Annotated in this window: 12 protein-coding genes and 3 tRNA genes; 9 read left to right on the top strand and 6 right to left on the bottom strand. The window is 58.3% G+C overall.

Features of this window, described 5'->3' with window-relative positions:
* Positions 1–256 precede the first annotated feature (256 nt).
* Together AFK67_RS12970 and AFK67_RS12965 are read left to right on the top strand one after the other, a co-directional pair.
* Entirely contained in the window at positions 257–1,471 is a 1,215-nt protein-coding gene (locus tag AFK67_RS12970) for a diguanylate phosphodiesterase (protein ID WP_007716320.1), read from the top strand.
* A gap of 162 nt (positions 1,472–1,633) precedes the next feature.
* Positions 1,634–2,659, top strand: coding sequence for an LLM class flavin-dependent oxidoreductase (locus tag AFK67_RS12965; protein WP_007716322.1), 1,026 nt, complete (start codon positions 1,634–1,636; stop codon positions 2,657–2,659).
* A gap of 50 nt (positions 2,660–2,709) precedes the next feature.
* Here AFK67_RS12965 and AFK67_RS12960 read toward each other — a convergent pair.
* Positions 2,710–2,785, bottom strand: a tRNA-Asn gene (locus AFK67_RS12960).
* Positions 2,786–3,102: 317 nt separating this feature from the next.
* Between AFK67_RS12960 and nac the strand changes: the two genes are divergently transcribed.
* Both nac and cbl read left to right on the top strand, forming a co-directional pair.
* Entirely contained in the window at positions 3,103–4,020 is a 918-nt protein-coding gene (gene nac, locus AFK67_RS12955) for a nitrogen assimilation transcriptional regulator NAC (protein ID WP_007716324.1), read from the top strand.
* 101 nt (positions 4,021–4,121) lie between these two features.
* Entirely contained in the window at positions 4,122–5,075 is a 954-nt protein-coding gene (gene cbl / locus AFK67_RS12950; RefSeq protein ID WP_007716325.1) for an HTH-type transcriptional regulator Cbl, read from the top strand.
* A gap of 41 nt (positions 5,076–5,116) precedes the next feature.
* On the opposite strand, the gene shiA is transcribed toward cbl, so the two are convergent.
* The 3 genes from shiA to mtfA form a co-directional block, all read right to left on the bottom strand.
* Entirely contained in the window at positions 5,117–6,436 is a 1,320-nt protein-coding gene (gene shiA / locus AFK67_RS12945; protein ID WP_038883268.1) for a shikimate transporter, read from the bottom strand.
* A gap of 262 nt (positions 6,437–6,698) precedes the next feature.
* A tRNA-Asn gene (locus tag AFK67_RS12940) sits at positions 6,699–6,774 on the bottom strand.
* Between the two features lie 101 nt (positions 6,775–6,875).
* Entirely contained in the window at positions 6,876–7,673 is a 798-nt protein-coding gene (gene mtfA, locus AFK67_RS12935; RefSeq protein ID WP_038870946.1) for a DgsA anti-repressor MtfA, read from the bottom strand.
* Positions 7,674–7,766: 93 nt separating this feature from the next.
* On the opposite strand from mtfA, the gene AFK67_RS12930 reads away from it, so the two are divergent.
* The 3 genes from AFK67_RS12930 (at position 7,767) to AFK67_RS12920 (ending at position 10,672) form a co-directional block, all read left to right on the top strand.
* Positions 7,767–7,856 (top strand) — tRNA-Ser (locus AFK67_RS12930).
* A 243-nt stretch (positions 7,857–8,099) separates the two neighbouring features.
* On the top strand, positions 8,100–8,819 hold the full coding sequence (locus tag AFK67_RS12925; RefSeq protein ID WP_007716331.1) for a YnfC family lipoprotein: 720 nt from the start codon (positions 8,100–8,102) through the stop codon (positions 8,817–8,819).
* Between the two features lie 293 nt (positions 8,820–9,112).
* Complete coding sequence (locus tag AFK67_RS12920; protein WP_007716332.1) at positions 9,113–10,672, top strand: GGDEF domain-containing protein; 1,560 nt, start codon at positions 9,113–9,115, stop codon at positions 10,670–10,672.
* On the opposite strand, the gene AFK67_RS12915 is transcribed toward AFK67_RS12920, so the two are convergent.
* Entirely contained in the window at positions 10,647–11,552 is a 906-nt protein-coding gene (locus AFK67_RS12915) for a LysR family transcriptional regulator (RefSeq protein WP_007716335.1), read from the bottom strand. The two genes, AFK67_RS12920 and AFK67_RS12915, sit on opposite strands and share 26 nt — an antisense overlap.
* A gap of 125 nt (positions 11,553–11,677) precedes the next feature.
* Here AFK67_RS12915 and AFK67_RS12910 point away from each other — a divergent pair, with 125 nt between their 5' ends.
* Entirely contained in the window at positions 11,678–12,544 is an 867-nt protein-coding gene (locus tag AFK67_RS12910; RefSeq protein ID WP_038883270.1) for a type 1 glutamine amidotransferase domain-containing protein, read from the top strand.
* A 9-nt stretch (positions 12,545–12,553) separates the two neighbouring features.
* Entirely contained in the window at positions 12,554–13,348 is a 795-nt protein-coding gene (locus AFK67_RS12905) for an SDR family NAD(P)-dependent oxidoreductase (RefSeq protein WP_007716343.1), read from the top strand.
* A gap of 69 nt (positions 13,349–13,417) precedes the next feature.
* On the opposite strand, the gene AFK67_RS12900 is transcribed toward AFK67_RS12905, so the two are convergent.
* On the bottom strand, positions 13,418–14,944 hold the full coding sequence (locus AFK67_RS12900) for an aryl-sulfate sulfotransferase (RefSeq protein WP_038883271.1): 1,527 nt from the start codon (positions 14,942–14,944) through the stop codon (positions 13,418–13,420).
* Position 14,945 lies beyond the last annotated feature (1 nt).

Genomic DNA, 14,945 nt, shown 5'->3' with positions numbered 1-14,945 from the left:
ATAAATCTGTAAAGTGCCCCTGTATGCGCATCGCGCCAGACCGGCTCCGCTTATTTCGCCCATCCTCCGGCCTCCGCTCACTCCGTTAAGCATTCATTTTATGAATAAATATTTTCACTGATTATGTCTATGTTTTTAGAGACGAAAGGGTCAATCGCCTCATTCAGAGGCCTGTATGAGGGTTTATTCCCGCCTTGCCATGGCGGGACACAGGTATACTGACTCTCTCTATATGGCTCAAACATGCAGGAAAACAATGCTATCTACCCTGATTTATCGTAGCCGGGCGCGAGGAGATATCGACCAGGCGAGCCTTGCGGCGATAGTAAGGCAGGCGCAGACGCGTAATGCGCAGATGCAGGTCAGCGGCATTCTGGTTTTTGATGGTCACCAGTTTCTGCAGGTGCTGGAAGGGCCACTGAGCTCGGTCGAGGCGCTGTTCGCACGCATTAGCAACGATGAACGGCACGACTTCGTGGTTGAGCTGATGCGCGACTACGCGCCGCGTCGGCATTTCGAAAATGTCGGGATGACGCTGTTTGACCTGCGCGATGCCAAAGCGCACGCGGTGCTCAAATCCGTGGTGCAATCTAGCGTGGTGCCGTTCAGCCTCGCCCGCGAAGCGCGGGTGTATAAATTTATCCGCTCCTTTCTGGGGGGCCCGGACAGCCAGCAGATCGCCCGGGAATTTCAGCCGGACGCCTGGCGAGTCGAAAGCCTGCCGTCGCGCCCGCAACCCGCTTCGCCGCCCGCCGTGCCTAATGCCACCTGCCAGTTTGCCTTGCAGCCTATCGTGGCGCCGCTCGCCGGCAAAATTAAAGCTTTTGAGGCGCTTATCCGCACCGCTGACGGCGGCTCGCCTGCCGCCTGGTTTGCCGCGTTGTCCGGCGACGCGCTCTATGAGGCCGATCTCCAGGCTAAAGATGCCGCCTTTGCGCTTGCGAAAGCGGTGAACATCGGCAGCGATATGATTTCAGTCAACCTGCTGCCCGGTTCGCTGGTGCGGGTGCCGGACGCGGTGGCGATTTTGCTTTCGCAAATCGCGCATCACGGCCTGTTGCCGCAGCAGGTGATTGTTGAAATCACCGAAAGCGAAGTGATCACGCACTTTGAGACGTTTGAGCACGTCATCCGCCAGCTGCGCGCGGCGGGAATCAATCTCGCGATAGACGACTTTGGGGCCGGGTTCGCCGGGCTGTCGCTGCTTACGCGCTTTCAGCCAGGGCTTATTAAAATCGACCGCAGCATCGTTACCGATATTCATCTTTACGGCCCGAAACAGGCTATCGTCTACGGCATTCTTCGCAGCTGTGCTGAGCTGGAGATAACCGTGGTGGCGGAAGGCGTGGAGAAAGTGGAGGAGTGGTGCTGGCTTACGGCGGCGGGTATCAAGTATTTCCAGGGCTATCTCTTTGCCAGACCCGCGCTGAACTGCGCCCCGCCCGTCAGCTGGCCGGTTACCGGGTTGTAAGCGCGTCAGGACGCAGTCCCTCAATAAATTTGAACCATTATGTGAAACAAATGGCATTTATTCTTGCCCGTTATCAGTCCAGAGTGGGAGCACTGAACCAGACTACGCGGCGGGCATCGCGCACTTTGCACAAACGCTGCCCGCCCTGAAAACGGGATCGTTATGAAAAAAATCGGCTTTTTGTCATTTGGCCACTGGACGCCGTCGCCGCAGTCCGCCACCCGCACCGCGGCAGACGCGCTGGTGCAGTCCATCGATTTAGCCGTCGCGGCAGAAGAGCTGGGGGCGGATGGCGCGTATTTCCGCGTACACCACTTCGCCCGTCAGCTCGCCTCGCCGTTTCCGCTGCTGGCCGCCATCGGGGCCAGAACACGTCATATTGAAATTGGCACCGGCGTTATCGACATGCGTTATGAGAACCCGCTCTACATGGCGGAAAGCGCAGGGGCGGCAGATCTTATCTCCGGCGGGCGTTTGCAGCTTGGTATCAGCCGCGGTTCGCCGGAGCAGGTGATCGATGGCTGGCGCTATTTCGGCTATGCGCCTGACGCCGGTGAAAATGAGTCCGACATGGCGCGTCGTCATACCGAAGCGTTGCTTGAGGTGCTGCGCGGGGAAGGGTTTGCTAAGCCTAATCCGCAGCCGATGTTCGCTAATCCGCCCGGTCTGCTCCGGCTTGAACCCTGGTCAGAGGGGCTGCGCGAGCGCATCTGGTGGGGCGCTGGCTCTAATGCCACCGCGGTGTGGGCGGCGACGCTTGGAATGAATCTGCAAAGCTCTACGCTGAAGGATGATGAAACCGGCGAGCCATTCCACATTCAGCAGGCGCAACAGATCCGCGCCTACCGCGCTGCCTGGGCTGAGGCCGGACATACCCGCACGCCCAGGGTGTCGGTGAGCCGCAGTATTTTTCCACTCATGGACCACCGGGATCGCGCCTGGTTTGGCGCAAGCCGTGATGACAGCGATAAAGTCGGTTTTCTGGATGAGAAGACCCGCGCCATCTTCGGGCGCAGCTACGCGGCTGAACCCGAAGCGCTCATAGAACAGCTTAAGCAGGATGAAGCAATCGCCGAAGCCGATACGCTGTTACTGACGGTGCCGAACCAGCTGGGCGTGGAGTATAACGTCCACGTGATTGAATCGGTGCTGAAGCACATCGCCCCGGCAATGGGGTGGCGCGACTAGCGCACCGCAGAAAAGCAAAAAGCCCGCTAAAAAGCGGGCTTTTTTAAATCTGGCTCCTCTGACTGGACTCGAACCAGTGACATACGGATTAACAGTCCGCCGTTCTACCGACTGAACTACAGAGGAATCGTGTGAACGGGGCGCATAGTACCGGGGTCGTCTGGCGTTGTAAAGCCCTGAACACCACAGAAAATTCGTTTGCCGAGAAAACCGCCAACCGGCGCGCGGGTGCAGCGCTTGCACCGGGATGGTGCAGGAATACCTCTAATGGGGCATAAGCAAAACAGTGTTTCATCCGCCAGCAACGATAAGTTATCGCTTTCTCTTATAATTTAAGCGCTTATATAAGCCGCGTCCGCTTTGCAAAAACTGGCAAGCATCTTGCAAAACCTGTTACGACATCATTGCCGGCATTGGCTCTGGCATTCCGTACAGGAGGCAAAATGAACTTAAGACGACTGAAATACTTTGTGAAAATCGTCGATATCGGTAGCCTGACGCAGGCGGCCGAAGTGCTGCATATCGCGCAGCCCGCGTTAAGCCAGCAGGTCGCGACGCTCGAAGGGGAGATGGATCAACAGTTGCTGATCCGCACCAAGCGCGGCGTGACGCCAACGGAAGCCGGGAAAATCCTTTATGCGCATGCCCGCACCATTTTGCGCCAGTGCGAACAGGCGCAGCTCGCCGTTAATAACGTCGGCCAGACGTTGCAGGGGCATGTGTCCATTGGCCTCGCGCCCGGCACCGCGGCGTCTTCCGTCACCATGCCGCTGCTCCAGGCGGTACGCGCAGAGCTGCCGGACGTGCTGGTTTACCTCCACGAAGACAGCGGCGCCACGCTCAACGACAAACTGCTGAGCGGCCAGCTTGACATGGCGGTGCTCTACGATCGCGCGCCGGTAGCCGGGCTCACCAGCCAGCCGCTTATCAAAGAAGATCTGTTCCTGGTCGGCACGCGTGATTGTCCAGGGCAGAGCGTCGATCTGGCGAGCGTCGCCCAGATGAATCTCTTCCTGCCGCGCGACTACAGCGCCGTGCGCAAGCGCGTGGACGAGGCGTTCTCGCTGCGTCGTCTGACGGCGAAAATTATCGGTGAAATCGAGTCGGTCTCGACGCTCAGCGCCGCCATCGCGAGCGGCATGGGCGTGACGGTGCTGCCGGAATCCGCCGCTCGCTCGCTCGCCAGTTCGGCGAACGGCTGGCTCGCGCGCATTACCAGCCCGTCGATGACGCTGCCGCTGTCGCTCAATGTCTCGTCACGTCTGCCGTTAACGCCACAGGCGCAGGCGGTGAAAGATATTCTGCTGTCACTGGTGGCGCGCCCGGCGCTTGAGAACCGGGAACTGATGCTGGTGGGCTAAGCGTTATTCCGCTGTGGAATAACAGGCCGATTTTTATTATTTGTGATGCCCGCCGGGGGACTTTAACAATAGCGTCATGTTGACTGTCTCCTGGGGGCGCTGTGAATTTCCAGCAACTTAAAATTATTCGCGAGGCCGCGAGGCGGGATTTTAATCTCACCGAAGTGGCCAACATGCTCTACACCTCGCAGTCCGGCGTCAGCCGGCACATTCGCGAACTGGAAGAAGAGCTGGGCATTGAGATTTTCATTCGCCGCGGCAAACGGCTGCTTGGCATGACCGAGCCGGGTAAAGCGCTGCTGACGATTGCCGAGCGTATCCTTAACGAGGCCAGCAACGTGCGCCGCCTCGCCGATCTCTTTACCAACGACGCCAGCGGCGTGCTGACGATCGCCACGACGCATACCCAGGCCCGTTACAGCCTGCCTTCCGTGATAAAAACGTTCCGATCGCTGTTTCCTGACGTGCGCCTGGAGCTTATCCAGGGAACGCCGCAGGAGATTGAATCGCTGCTGCAAAGCGGCACGGCGGATATCGGCATCGCCAGTGAGCGGCTCAGCGCCGATCCGGGGCTGGTGGCGTACCCGTGGTTTCGCTGGCATCACAGCCTGTTAGTGCCGAACGATCATGCGCTGGCGCAGGCGAACCCGCTGACGCTGGAGGAGATTAGCCGCTGGCCGCTTATTACCTACCGGCAGGGCATCACCGGGCGTTCGCGCATCGACGAAGCCTTCAGCCGTAAAGGGCTGACGCCCGACATCGTGCTGAGCGCGCAGGACTCCGACGTTATCAAAACTTATGTTGAGCTGGGGCTCGGCATCGGACTGGTGGCGGAGCAGGCGAGCGATACCCGCGAAGAGAGCGGCCTGACGCGCCTCGACACGCGCCATCTTTTTGACGCCAACACCGTCTGGCTCGGCCTCAAGCGCGGGCAGCTTCAGCGTAATTACGTCTGGCGGTTTATCGAGCTGTGCAATAACGGCCTGTCGCTTGATGAGATAAAACAGCAGGCGCTGGAGCCTGCGGGCGAGATGGTGATTGATTACCAGATTTAACGGCAATCTCCCGCCAGCCATTGACTGGCGGGACGGATTGCTTAACGCGCCGGTGAGGCTTTAATAAACAGCGCCGTCAGCGCCGAGAGCAGACAGCCCGCTATCAGATAGATAGCCACCGTATGCCACGCGCCGCCGGAGAACGTCAGCAGCGCCGCGGCGATAAACGGCGTAAAGCCGCCGCCCACCACGCTTGCCACCTGATACCCGACGCCCGCGCCGCTGTAGCGATACCCCGCGCCGAACATCTCCGTAAACATCGGCTGCTGCACGCAAACCACCATATCGTGCGCGATATTCGCGAGCATCAGCGAGAAAATCACCACACCGAAGACAGAACGAGCCTCCAGCGCCATAAAGAACGGGAACGCGCTCATCGCGCCCAGCAGCGCGCCGGTAATGTAAATGCGCCGGCGGCCGTAGCGATCCGCCATCCACGCGAACAGCGGAATGGTCAGGCAGCTTATCCCGCCCACCAGCAGGCCAATATTAAGAAACAGCTCGCGCGGCAGGCCGAGCGTCTGGGTCGAGTAGTTCAGCGCAAACGCGGTCACGATATACATGGTCAGCAGTTCGCACAGGCGCAGCGCGATGATTTTCAAAAACGCGCCTGGGTGGCGCACCAGCGCCTCAAACACCGGCAGCCGGTTTTTCGCCTGCGCAGGCTGTGCGGCCTGCACGCGTTCGAACTCGGCGGACTCTTCCATGCCGTTACGCACCCACAGCGCGCCCAGCACCAGCACGATGCTGAAGAGAAACGGCAGACGCCAGCCCCAGCTCAGGAACTGCTCATCGGTCGTGAGCGTGCTGATAAGCGACACCAGACCGGTGGAAAGCAACAGGCCGACGCCATAACCCACCTGAATACCGCTACTATAAAACGCCTTTTTCCCGGCGGGCGCGCTCTCGACCGCGAGCAGCGCCGCGCCGCCCCATTCGCCGCCCACCGCGAAGCCCTGGATGGCGCGCAGCGTTACCAGCAGCGCGGGCGCCCACCAGCCGATGGTTTCGAAGGAGGGCAGAATGCCGATACAGGCGGTGGCGATGCCCATCAGCCAGACGGTCATCATCAGCATCCGCTTACGGCCCAGGCGATCGCCGAAATGCCCAAAGACAATCCCGCCGAGCGGGCGGAATAAAAAGCCGACGCCAAAGGTGGCGAAGGCGGCAAGCGTCCCCATCGCGGGCGAAATCTGCGGGAAAAATTCGCTGTTGAACACCAGCGCCGCGGTGATGCCGTACAGCAAGAAATCAAACCAGTCGACGACCGCGCCCGCGAAACTGCCCCAGGCAGCGCGGCGGGCACGGTTGAAGGCGGGAGCCGCCGCATCGGGGCGGGGCGTTATGAGCGTGGGATCCATCATTGTCCTGTCCGTTACTGAATAGGCTGTTTTTATTGTTATTAAGCCCGCGAGAAAGTGACTCACATCGTTCGCAGCAAAAAGCCGTACAGAGACTACCGCGGCAACCGTCAGGTGAAAACTCTTTTGCGCCGCGTGCGGCGGGAAAGGGCAATTTGACTCAGCGAAGCGGCATAGGCAGAGGATTATGCGGTGGGAGTTGGGCGGCGGCGGATAGGGCCCGAAAAGCAAAAAGCCCGCTAAAAGCGGGCTTCTTTGAATTTGGCTCCTCTGACTGGACTCGAACCAGTGACATACGGATTAACAGTCCGCCGTTCTACCGACTGAACTACAGAGGAATCGTGTGAACGGGGCGAATCATAATCATGCCCCGTATCGGTGTCAACGCAAAAAATTACGCTATGGATTCAACCGCTTAATTCTGCGTCAGTTTGTGGTTTTAATGTACCTGACGGTCTTCGGCGGGCGTGATGACATTCCCCTGACGCAGGCGCAGCAGCGGGTCCTGGCCGTAGAAATGACAGAAGCGCTGCCACAGCAGCGGGAAACGCGGCGCGAACAGCTCAGGAGCGCTGAAGAAATACTCGGAGAGCACCGCGAAGCACTCCGCCGGATCGGTCGCCGCATAGGCGTCGATGCTGGCGGCGCTTTCGCCCACCAGATCGATTTCGTCCTGAATATTTTCCATCGCGGCGTGCAGGTCGTGCTCCCAGCCTGCGACTTCGCGCAGCGGGATCAGCGGAATGCCGCTCGCGCGGTCTCCGTTACGCATATCCAGCTTGTGCGCCACTTCGTGAATGATGAGGTTAAAGCCGGAGGCGTCGAACGAATCCTGAATATCGAGCCAGTTGAGGATAATCGGCCCCTGCTGCCAGCTCTGGCCCGATTGCACGACGCGCTGGTTATGTACCAGGCCGATATCGTCTTCCCACTCGTCATCCACCACAAACGGCGCAGGGTAAATCAGCACCTCGTGGAAGCCGTCAAGCCATTCGAAGCCGAGCTCCAGCACCGGCAGGCAGAAGAGCAGGGCGATGCGGGCGCTTTTCAGCTCGTCGAGCTCAAAACCCTGCAACGGGACCAGCCGTTTTTGCTGCAAAAAACGCTCGGCGAAGCGCACCAGCTTCTGCTGTTGGTCGTCGCTCAGGCCCGCCAGAACGGGAATGGCGAGCGCCGCGTCCCAGGGAATGGGTGCCAGCGCGGCGGTTTCATTTGCTTTCCAGGGCCACTTAATCATCTTATTGCTCGCAAACTCGTCACTTGAACAAAATCGAAGAGGCAGGGACTGTTAAAATGCCAAAGATCCTGGCATCATGGCAACCTCAAGTACGGAGAGATGCCGGAGCGGCTGAACGGACCGGTCTCGAAAACCGGAGTAGGGGCAACTCTACCGGGGGTTCAAATCCCCCTCTCTCCGCCACTATTCAAACACTTACCGCCTCGTCTTTCAGTGATAACAATCCCGTTGAGAAAAAATGAGACAATTCGCTGTTAAAAACAGCGCCAGCCTCTGCTTTTTGATAGCGGCTTTTTTTACCTTTCTTTGCTCTGTACGGCGGGCTGGCTGCATTGCCGCTAACCGGCTGACATTGTCGCGCGAAAGATCGACCTCATAAGGCTATTCTGATATTTTTGTCATTTCGCGACAAGGAAAGCACGCATTATGGCACTCATCAAACACGCGTTCGCGCTCACAGCGGGTCTGCTGGCATTTAATGCGCAGGCCGCCGAAAGCTATATTCCCGCACTCTATAATTTCTCTGTGATGTATGACTTCAACCCGGTCCGGGGACCGGTGAAAACGCTGACGGCGACCGTAAAAAGTGAATCTGAAAATTACACAATAAAGGTGGCGCTTTCCCCTGAAGGCTGTATTGATGAGTTCACGCGTAGTGACGTTAATCAATATGGCAACGCAGCGCTGACGCGCCAGGGAAATACGCTGGCGGGCACGCTCAATAACAGCCCGGTAAAATATGTGTTTGACGAGCACTGCAATATCGTCAGCATGACCGATCAATACGGCACTAAAACCTTCAAGACCAACCGCGCGGGGCTGATTGAGCAAACGACGGCTAATGGGCAAAAGCTCTCTGTTTATCGCTATACCGACGGCGACAGCTTTGCCGGTAGTCAGTACTATCTTAATGATAAAGTTGTCAGTTATTCAGACGTGACTTATTCGGACGTTAAAAATAAACCGCTGGATTTTAAAATGACCACGGCGTTTGGCGAGGAATATACCCTTAATGGCGACAGCGCCTGTGTGTATGACGCCCGTAAAGTGCCGGTGGAATGTACGATTGTCACGAAAAAAATTCGTAATAATCAGATTATTGAAGAGGCGCATTATTCCGGCAGGATGGCCGTGACCTATTATTAAGCGGGCCGCTGGCGGGCGTTTTAACTGTTATTCTGTCGCCACGCCCGACGCCCTTGCTCACCGTCCGTGATTCACCAGCGCAGGTGATGATTTCTCTGAACGCCTGCTCAAAAGTGCCTCTCTGGCGCTATCGGTACTATTCTTACAGCATGTTCCGATAAAGATAACCCCCGGAATTTTCAGGCTTGTACGCCTCGTGCCGCACAGCGCGTGTAAAAAATTGCCCGGCGCGGTTTCTGATAAACTTCAGTAAAATTAATGAAACGCGGCGGGATACGCAGGAGGTAGCAGTCGTGCCTGACAAAAAGCAGTTTATTCGCATTTTAGCGCTCGATACCTCTCTGGGCCGCAGCCTGGCTTTTTTTCTGTTTATCCTGCTGGCGGGTAGCATCGCGGCCAATGCCGTAACGCTCTATCTCTCCTGGGAGCGCACCGTGGAGGAAACCGAAAGCAAGGCGATTAATCTGTCGCTTTCGCAGGTACGTCAGGCTGATGACACCTTTCTTCAGACGGAGCTGACCTTACAGGAGATCCGCCGCAATCTGGCCTACGGTTATCTCCCCGATGCCGAGCTGAATGCGTCGCTCGCCGAGCTGGAGCGGCGTCTGCCGCAGCTCGACGGGCTGTTTATTTACGACGCGCGCGGCGTATGGCGCAACAGCTCTTTCGAGCCTGAACCTTCTGAGGCGAATATCGCCGAACGCGACGATTTTCTCTATCACAAAGAGCATGGCTGGATGGGCGTACATATCGGCCATGTGGTGCGCAGTAAAATCAGCGGTCAGTTGGTTATCCCGGTTTCCCTGCGTATAAACGACATCACCGGCGGGTTCGCGGGCATCGTCATGGCCACGGTGAAAATGGACTATTTCCGCCAGTTCTACAGCTATTTTGAACTTACGGATAATGACATTCTCGCGCTACTGCTGGTGGACGGCAAACCGCTCTATATCCGCCCGTTTGATGACAGCGTCCTGAATAAAGATCTCTCCGCCAGCCCGCTCTTTACGCAAGTGCTGCTGCGCGCGCGGCAGGGAAGCGCCACCTGGCTGTCGGCGCTGGATAAAGTCGTGCGGATCTACGGCTTTGCGCGCTCGACGCGCTACCCGATTGTAGTGGTGGCGGGGTACGATAAAAATAACCTGCGCGCGACATGGCTGCGCAACAGTATTCCGGATTTACTCATCAACGGCGCGCTGCTGACCGCCATTATCCTGATGGGGTTTGTGCTCTTCCGGCAGGTGAGGGTGAATATCCGCGACCGCAACGAGCTCGCGACGCTGCGTGACGAGCTGGTAAAAATCAACCATACCCTGCACTCAATGGCGATGATTGACGGGCTCACCGGGCTTGCCAACCGTCGTCGCTTCGACGCTTTTCTGGAGCAGGCGCTGGCCGATTCCGCCGTGACGGGCCACCCGGTGTCGCTGATCCTTATCGATGTCGACTTCTTTAAACGCTATAACGATAACCGCGGCCACGTGGCGGGCGACGCGTGTCTGCGCCGTATCGGCGGCGTGCTGCAACAGGCGTCGTTCAATCACGGCGATCTGGTCGCCCGTTACGGCGGGGAAGAGTTCGCGATTGTTCTCGCCGACGCCTCGCCGGACGACGCGCTGCGCGTCGCGGAAAAGGTGGTCAGAATGGTTCGTGAAAAAGCGCTGCCGCACCCGGATACCGAACTGCCGGAAGGCGTCGTCACCATCAGCGCGGGCTGTTACAGCATGGTGGCGGATGGGCGCATGGAGTGCCTGACCGCGCTTATCAAAGGCGCCGACGAGGCGCTCTATCAGGCCAAAAGCACCGGGCGTAACCGCGCGGTGCGCCTCACGTCATCATCGCCTGCTGCATAAACCGGATCAGCGTTTCGCTGGCGGAAGAGAGCCCCTTGTGCGGCGCGTAAATCAGCGAAAAGGGGCGCGTGCGTCCTCGGGTATGCGCAAGGATTTCCCTAAGCTGGCCGCTGGCCATTAACGGCCGCGCGATAAAATCGTAAGTCTGACAAATACCCGCGCCGCTGGCGGCAAGGGAGATAACGCCCAAAATATCATCGGAAATCTGTATCTGCCCTTTGGGCGTCCATTCCACAGGCTGACCACTCTCACTGAGGCTCCAGCTGGCGATACGCCCGCTGCTGGGCATGATAAACGGCAGACAGCGGTGTTGCGCAAGGTCGCTAATGTGCTGCGGCTCGCCGTGCTGTTGCAGATACCCCGGTGCGGCGACCAGACACAGCGGCGCGTCTTCCAGTTTGCGCGCCACCAGGCGGCTGTCCGGCAGCGTTCCAAGACGGATCGCCAGGTCGTACCCCTCGGCGACCAGATCCACATTGCGATTGGTAATATTCAGTTCAACGGTGACGGCCGGATAGCGCGCGGCGAACCGCTGCAACAGCGGCGGCAACCGGTAATGCGCGTAAGTGGTCGGCGCGCTGAGCCGCACATGGCCCACGGTCTCCTCGCCGCGCCCCTGGATGTCGCGCTCGGCGCGCTCAAACACCCCGAACGCGCTGCATGCCTGCTCGTAATAATGTCGCCCGGCCTGCGTCAGGCTCAACTGCCGGGTAGTGCGCCTCACCAGCTGTACGCCGAGGCGCGTCTCCAGCCGCGTCAGCGCGCGGCTCAACACCGATGCCGTGGTCGCCAGCGCGACCGCCGCCGCCGTGAGAGATCCCTTTTCAATAATCGTGACGAAAATCTCCACATCGCTGAGATGGGCGAAGCGTCGGCTCATTATGTCTCCTGAAGAACAAATGAATGTCTGTGGCGGTAGTTTATCCACTTTTTCGGAAACACTACAGTGTGCGCATCCCGCAGGCCCGGCCTGCGTCTCACACGAACACTGCTCAGGAGCTTTTTATGAAACGCTTTCGTCATCTCATTCTCACCGCCGCGCTCGGCCTGTCGGCGCTGCATGCCCAGGCCGCCAGCGTGCTGGTGGTGTTATCCGATGCCGACCATCTGGATCTCAAAGACGGAAAGGTCTTCCCGACGGGTTTTTACCTCAACGAGTTGATGCAGCCCGTAAAACGTCTGCTGGATGCCGGACATCAGGTGACGTTCGCCACGCCAGGCGGTCTTGCGCCGACGCTCGATAAATCCTCTGACGACAAAAAGTATTTCAACAATGACGACGCCGCGTGGCGCACGCATCGTGCGCTGCTCGACACCCTAAAGCTGACTTCGCCCGAGGCGTCGCCGGTCATCAGCCTGGCACGCGCCGCGCAGAGAGGCTACGGAGAGTTTGACGCCCTCTATATTCCCGGCGGCCACGCCCCGATGCAGGATCTGCTGACAAGTCAGGCGGTGGGCGAGGCGCTTGCCGCGTTCCATGCTGCCGGCAAGCCGACGGCGCTGGTCTGCCACGGCCCCATCGCGCTGCTCTCGACGCTGCCGGACGCCCCGGCGTTTACCCGCGCGCTTGCCGAAAACGGTCATGCGACCGCGCAGCCCGGCTGGATCTACGCGGGCTACCGCATGACGGTCATCAGCAATGCCGAAGAGGAGATAGCCAAAGGGCTGCTGCCCAAAGGCGGCGCGATGAAGTTCTATCCACAAACCGCGCTGGAGCAGGCGGGCGGTAAATTCAGCAGCAATAACGAGCCGTTTACGCCGCATATCGTGACGGACCGCGAGCTTATCACCGGCCAGAATCCGGCCTCGGCATCCGGCGTGGCGCAGGCGTTGCTGACGCGCCTGGCATCGCCTTCTGTTAAACGTAATTAAGGAGTGGGTATGGATCTGCAACTGAACGGCAAAACGGCGATTGTGACGGCGGCAACGGCGGGAATTGGCCTGGCCATCGCCCGCAGGCTGGCCCAGGAAGGCGCGGCGGTGACGCTGACCGGGCGCGATCGCGAAAAACTGGCCGCTGCGGTGGCGGTCATTGAAGCCGACACGCCCGCTGCGCGCGTGACCGGCGTGCTGGCAGACGTCAGTACAGTGGCGGGCGTGGCGACGCTAGTGGCCCGCCAGCCGCAGACGGATATTCTGATCAATAACCTGGGTTTTTATGAGGCGACGCCGTTTGCGGAAATTGATGACGACGCGTGGCATCGGATGTTTGATGTTAATGTCATGTCCGGGGTGCGGCTCTCCCGGCACTATTTCCCGATGATGCTCAGGAACAACCAGGGGCGCGTTATTTTTATCTCCAGCGAAGTGGGGGCGTTTACGCCGCCGGACATGATCCACTATGGAGTGAGTAAATCGGCCCAGCTCGCGGTGTCACGCGGTATGGCGGAGCTCACCAAAGGCACGGGCGTCACGGTGAACAGCGTATTGCCCTCCGCGACTCGCTCGGAAGGGATTATGGATTACCTGCGCCAGACCGCCCCGCAACCGGGCATGACTGACGCGCAGATTGAAGCGCATTTCTTTACGACATATCGTCCGAGCTCGCTTCTGGCGCGCATGATTGAGGCCGATGAAATCGCCGCGATGGTGGCGCTGCTGGCAAGTCCGCTGGGAGCGGCCTCTAACGGGGCGGCAGTGCGCGTCGAAGGCGGCACGTTCCGCTCGATACTTTAAACAGGCTGCGCGACATCCTGTCATAAAAACAGGCCCGCGAGCGGGCCTGCTGTATTTCTCCGGGGGAATTTACGCAAGCGTAAACGCCGTCGTAATTAAGGATTGCAGTTCATCCTCAGAAAATAACCGCGCGCGGTAGCATTCGCCAGGGAATTCCGGGTAGCCATGCAGCGCGCTTATCACATCATAAATCGTCGCAATGACATGACCCGTCGGGTCGATGATAAAGAACGAGCGCGCGGCGTTAGTAAAGACCGTGTAATAGTCGCCATAGTCGAAAACGGCACCCATAAAATCGGTAATCTGTGGAACACGCGTTTGCGGAAGGGAGACAGCCGCGCCCGTTTGCCTCACGGTGTTGGCCGCGAGATCGACTGCGTAAAACAGCACCTGGACGGGCAGGGCGCCCGATGCGGCCTCTGTCGCAGGCGCGCTTATGGGCCGTACCACCGCCTTACCGTCTGCATCGGCGCAGGAGCGGTTATTAAACAGCGAGAAAACGAATTTCCCTGCGCTGATATCGCTTTTATCTTTGAAATACGGGTTTTGCGTGACGAAAACCGTGTGCGCGCCATTATCGCGATCGGTAATGGCGCTGGTATCGAGGCGCGGGACAGATAAGGACTGCGCGAACGTCGGGTTATAGTTACCCGTATCCGCTGACCATAAAATATGGCCGTCATCCGGGGAGATCCCAACCGTCAGGCTGGCCGAGCGCGTATGCACAATAATGGCTTCACTGAAGGTATTGCCGGCCGGAATATGCGACAGCGAATTGAAATGCACATCGTTGGTGCCGCTGTTATTCAGGATACTGGTGTTATCAAATTCGGCAGTGAAATTTTTCCGCCACAGCATTTCACCGGTTTTATCGTCAAATTTCAGGATCCACGCGTCCTGACGCATCGTATTGGTGGAGCGGTCCGGGAAGTCGCTGCCAATCATGTAGAGATTGCCGGCGGTGTCCCATACCACATCGTGTGTGTTGGTATACGCGTTGCCGTGTTCATCGCGTAAGTTAAATTCCAGCACCGGGTTGCCGAGAATATCGATTTTGAAAAAACGGCGGGCATACCAGTGTTCTTCTTCGTCGCTGCCGATATAAAAATAACCGTCGTGGGTGCGCAGCATCTGGTTGCGATAAGGCGCTGAATAATAGCAGCGCAAATCGCCGTTGCGATCGTAGCCGTCGCAGAAGGTCGTCATCAGCCAGCTATTGCCCCAGACGCTGGTAAAAAGCGCCGGATCGGTCTGCTCAATATCGAGGTGGAATATCGTTTCGTCGCGATAAGTCTGCGCCTCGGTGCTGATAATCAGCGTACTGTCATAGGCGACATTGCCGTTTTGTTCGGTAAAAATGATGCGGACTTCATTCGCGTAGCGGGCATACAGCCCCATCACCGGTACTTTGATAATGCCGTCCTTCCCTGTAGTCCATTGATCGAAGGTATAAGTGAAGGGAATACTGCCCGGGCTGCCCGCGCGCGCCGCGACGGTATACGTAAAAGTGACGGGGGAATCGGTGCGGAAATGCACATACGCCGCCAGCTGGTTATTGGCCGGGGCCAGTTCTGTTTGCAAATGTACAATCGTCATA

Source organism: Cronobacter dublinensis subsp. dublinensis LMG 23823 (assembly GCF_001277235.1).
Classification (GTDB): domain Bacteria; phylum Pseudomonadota; class Gammaproteobacteria; order Enterobacterales; family Enterobacteriaceae; genus Cronobacter; species Cronobacter dublinensis.
Note: the sequence above shows the minus strand (reverse complement) of the source record. Positions and strands in the feature narration are given on the sequence as shown.

Coding starts and splice junctions, on each gene's coding strand:
- nac (WP_007716324.1), top strand. CDS start 3,103: ATGAACTTAAGACGACTGAAATACTTTGTGAAAATCGTCGATATCGGT.
- AFK67_RS12965 (WP_007716322.1), top strand. CDS start 1,634: ATGAAAAAAATCGGCTTTTTGTCATTTGGCCACTGGACGCCGTCGCCG.
- AFK67_RS12910 (WP_038883270.1), top strand. CDS start 11,678: ATGAAACGCTTTCGTCATCTCATTCTCACCGCCGCGCTCGGCCTGTCG.
- AFK67_RS12925 (WP_007716331.1), top strand. CDS start 8,100: ATGGCACTCATCAAACACGCGTTCGCGCTCACAGCGGGTCTGCTGGCA.
- AFK67_RS12915 (WP_007716335.1), bottom strand. CDS start 11,552: ATGAGCCGACGCTTCGCCCATCTCAGCGATGTGGAGATTTTCGTCACG.
- shiA (WP_038883268.1), bottom strand. CDS start 6,436: ATGGATCCCACGCTCATAACGCCCCGCCCCGATGCGGCGGCTCCCGCC.
- AFK67_RS12970 (WP_007716320.1), top strand. CDS start 257: ATGCTATCTACCCTGATTTATCGTAGCCGGGCGCGAGGAGATATCGAC.
- AFK67_RS12900 (WP_038883271.1), bottom strand. CDS start 14,944: ATGACGATTGTACATTTGCAAACAGAACTGGCCCCGGCCAATAACCAG.
- AFK67_RS12905 (WP_007716343.1), top strand. CDS start 12,554: ATGGATCTGCAACTGAACGGCAAAACGGCGATTGTGACGGCGGCAACG.
- mtfA (WP_038870946.1), bottom strand. CDS start 7,673: ATGATTAAGTGGCCCTGGAAAGCAAATGAAACCGCCGCGCTGGCACCC.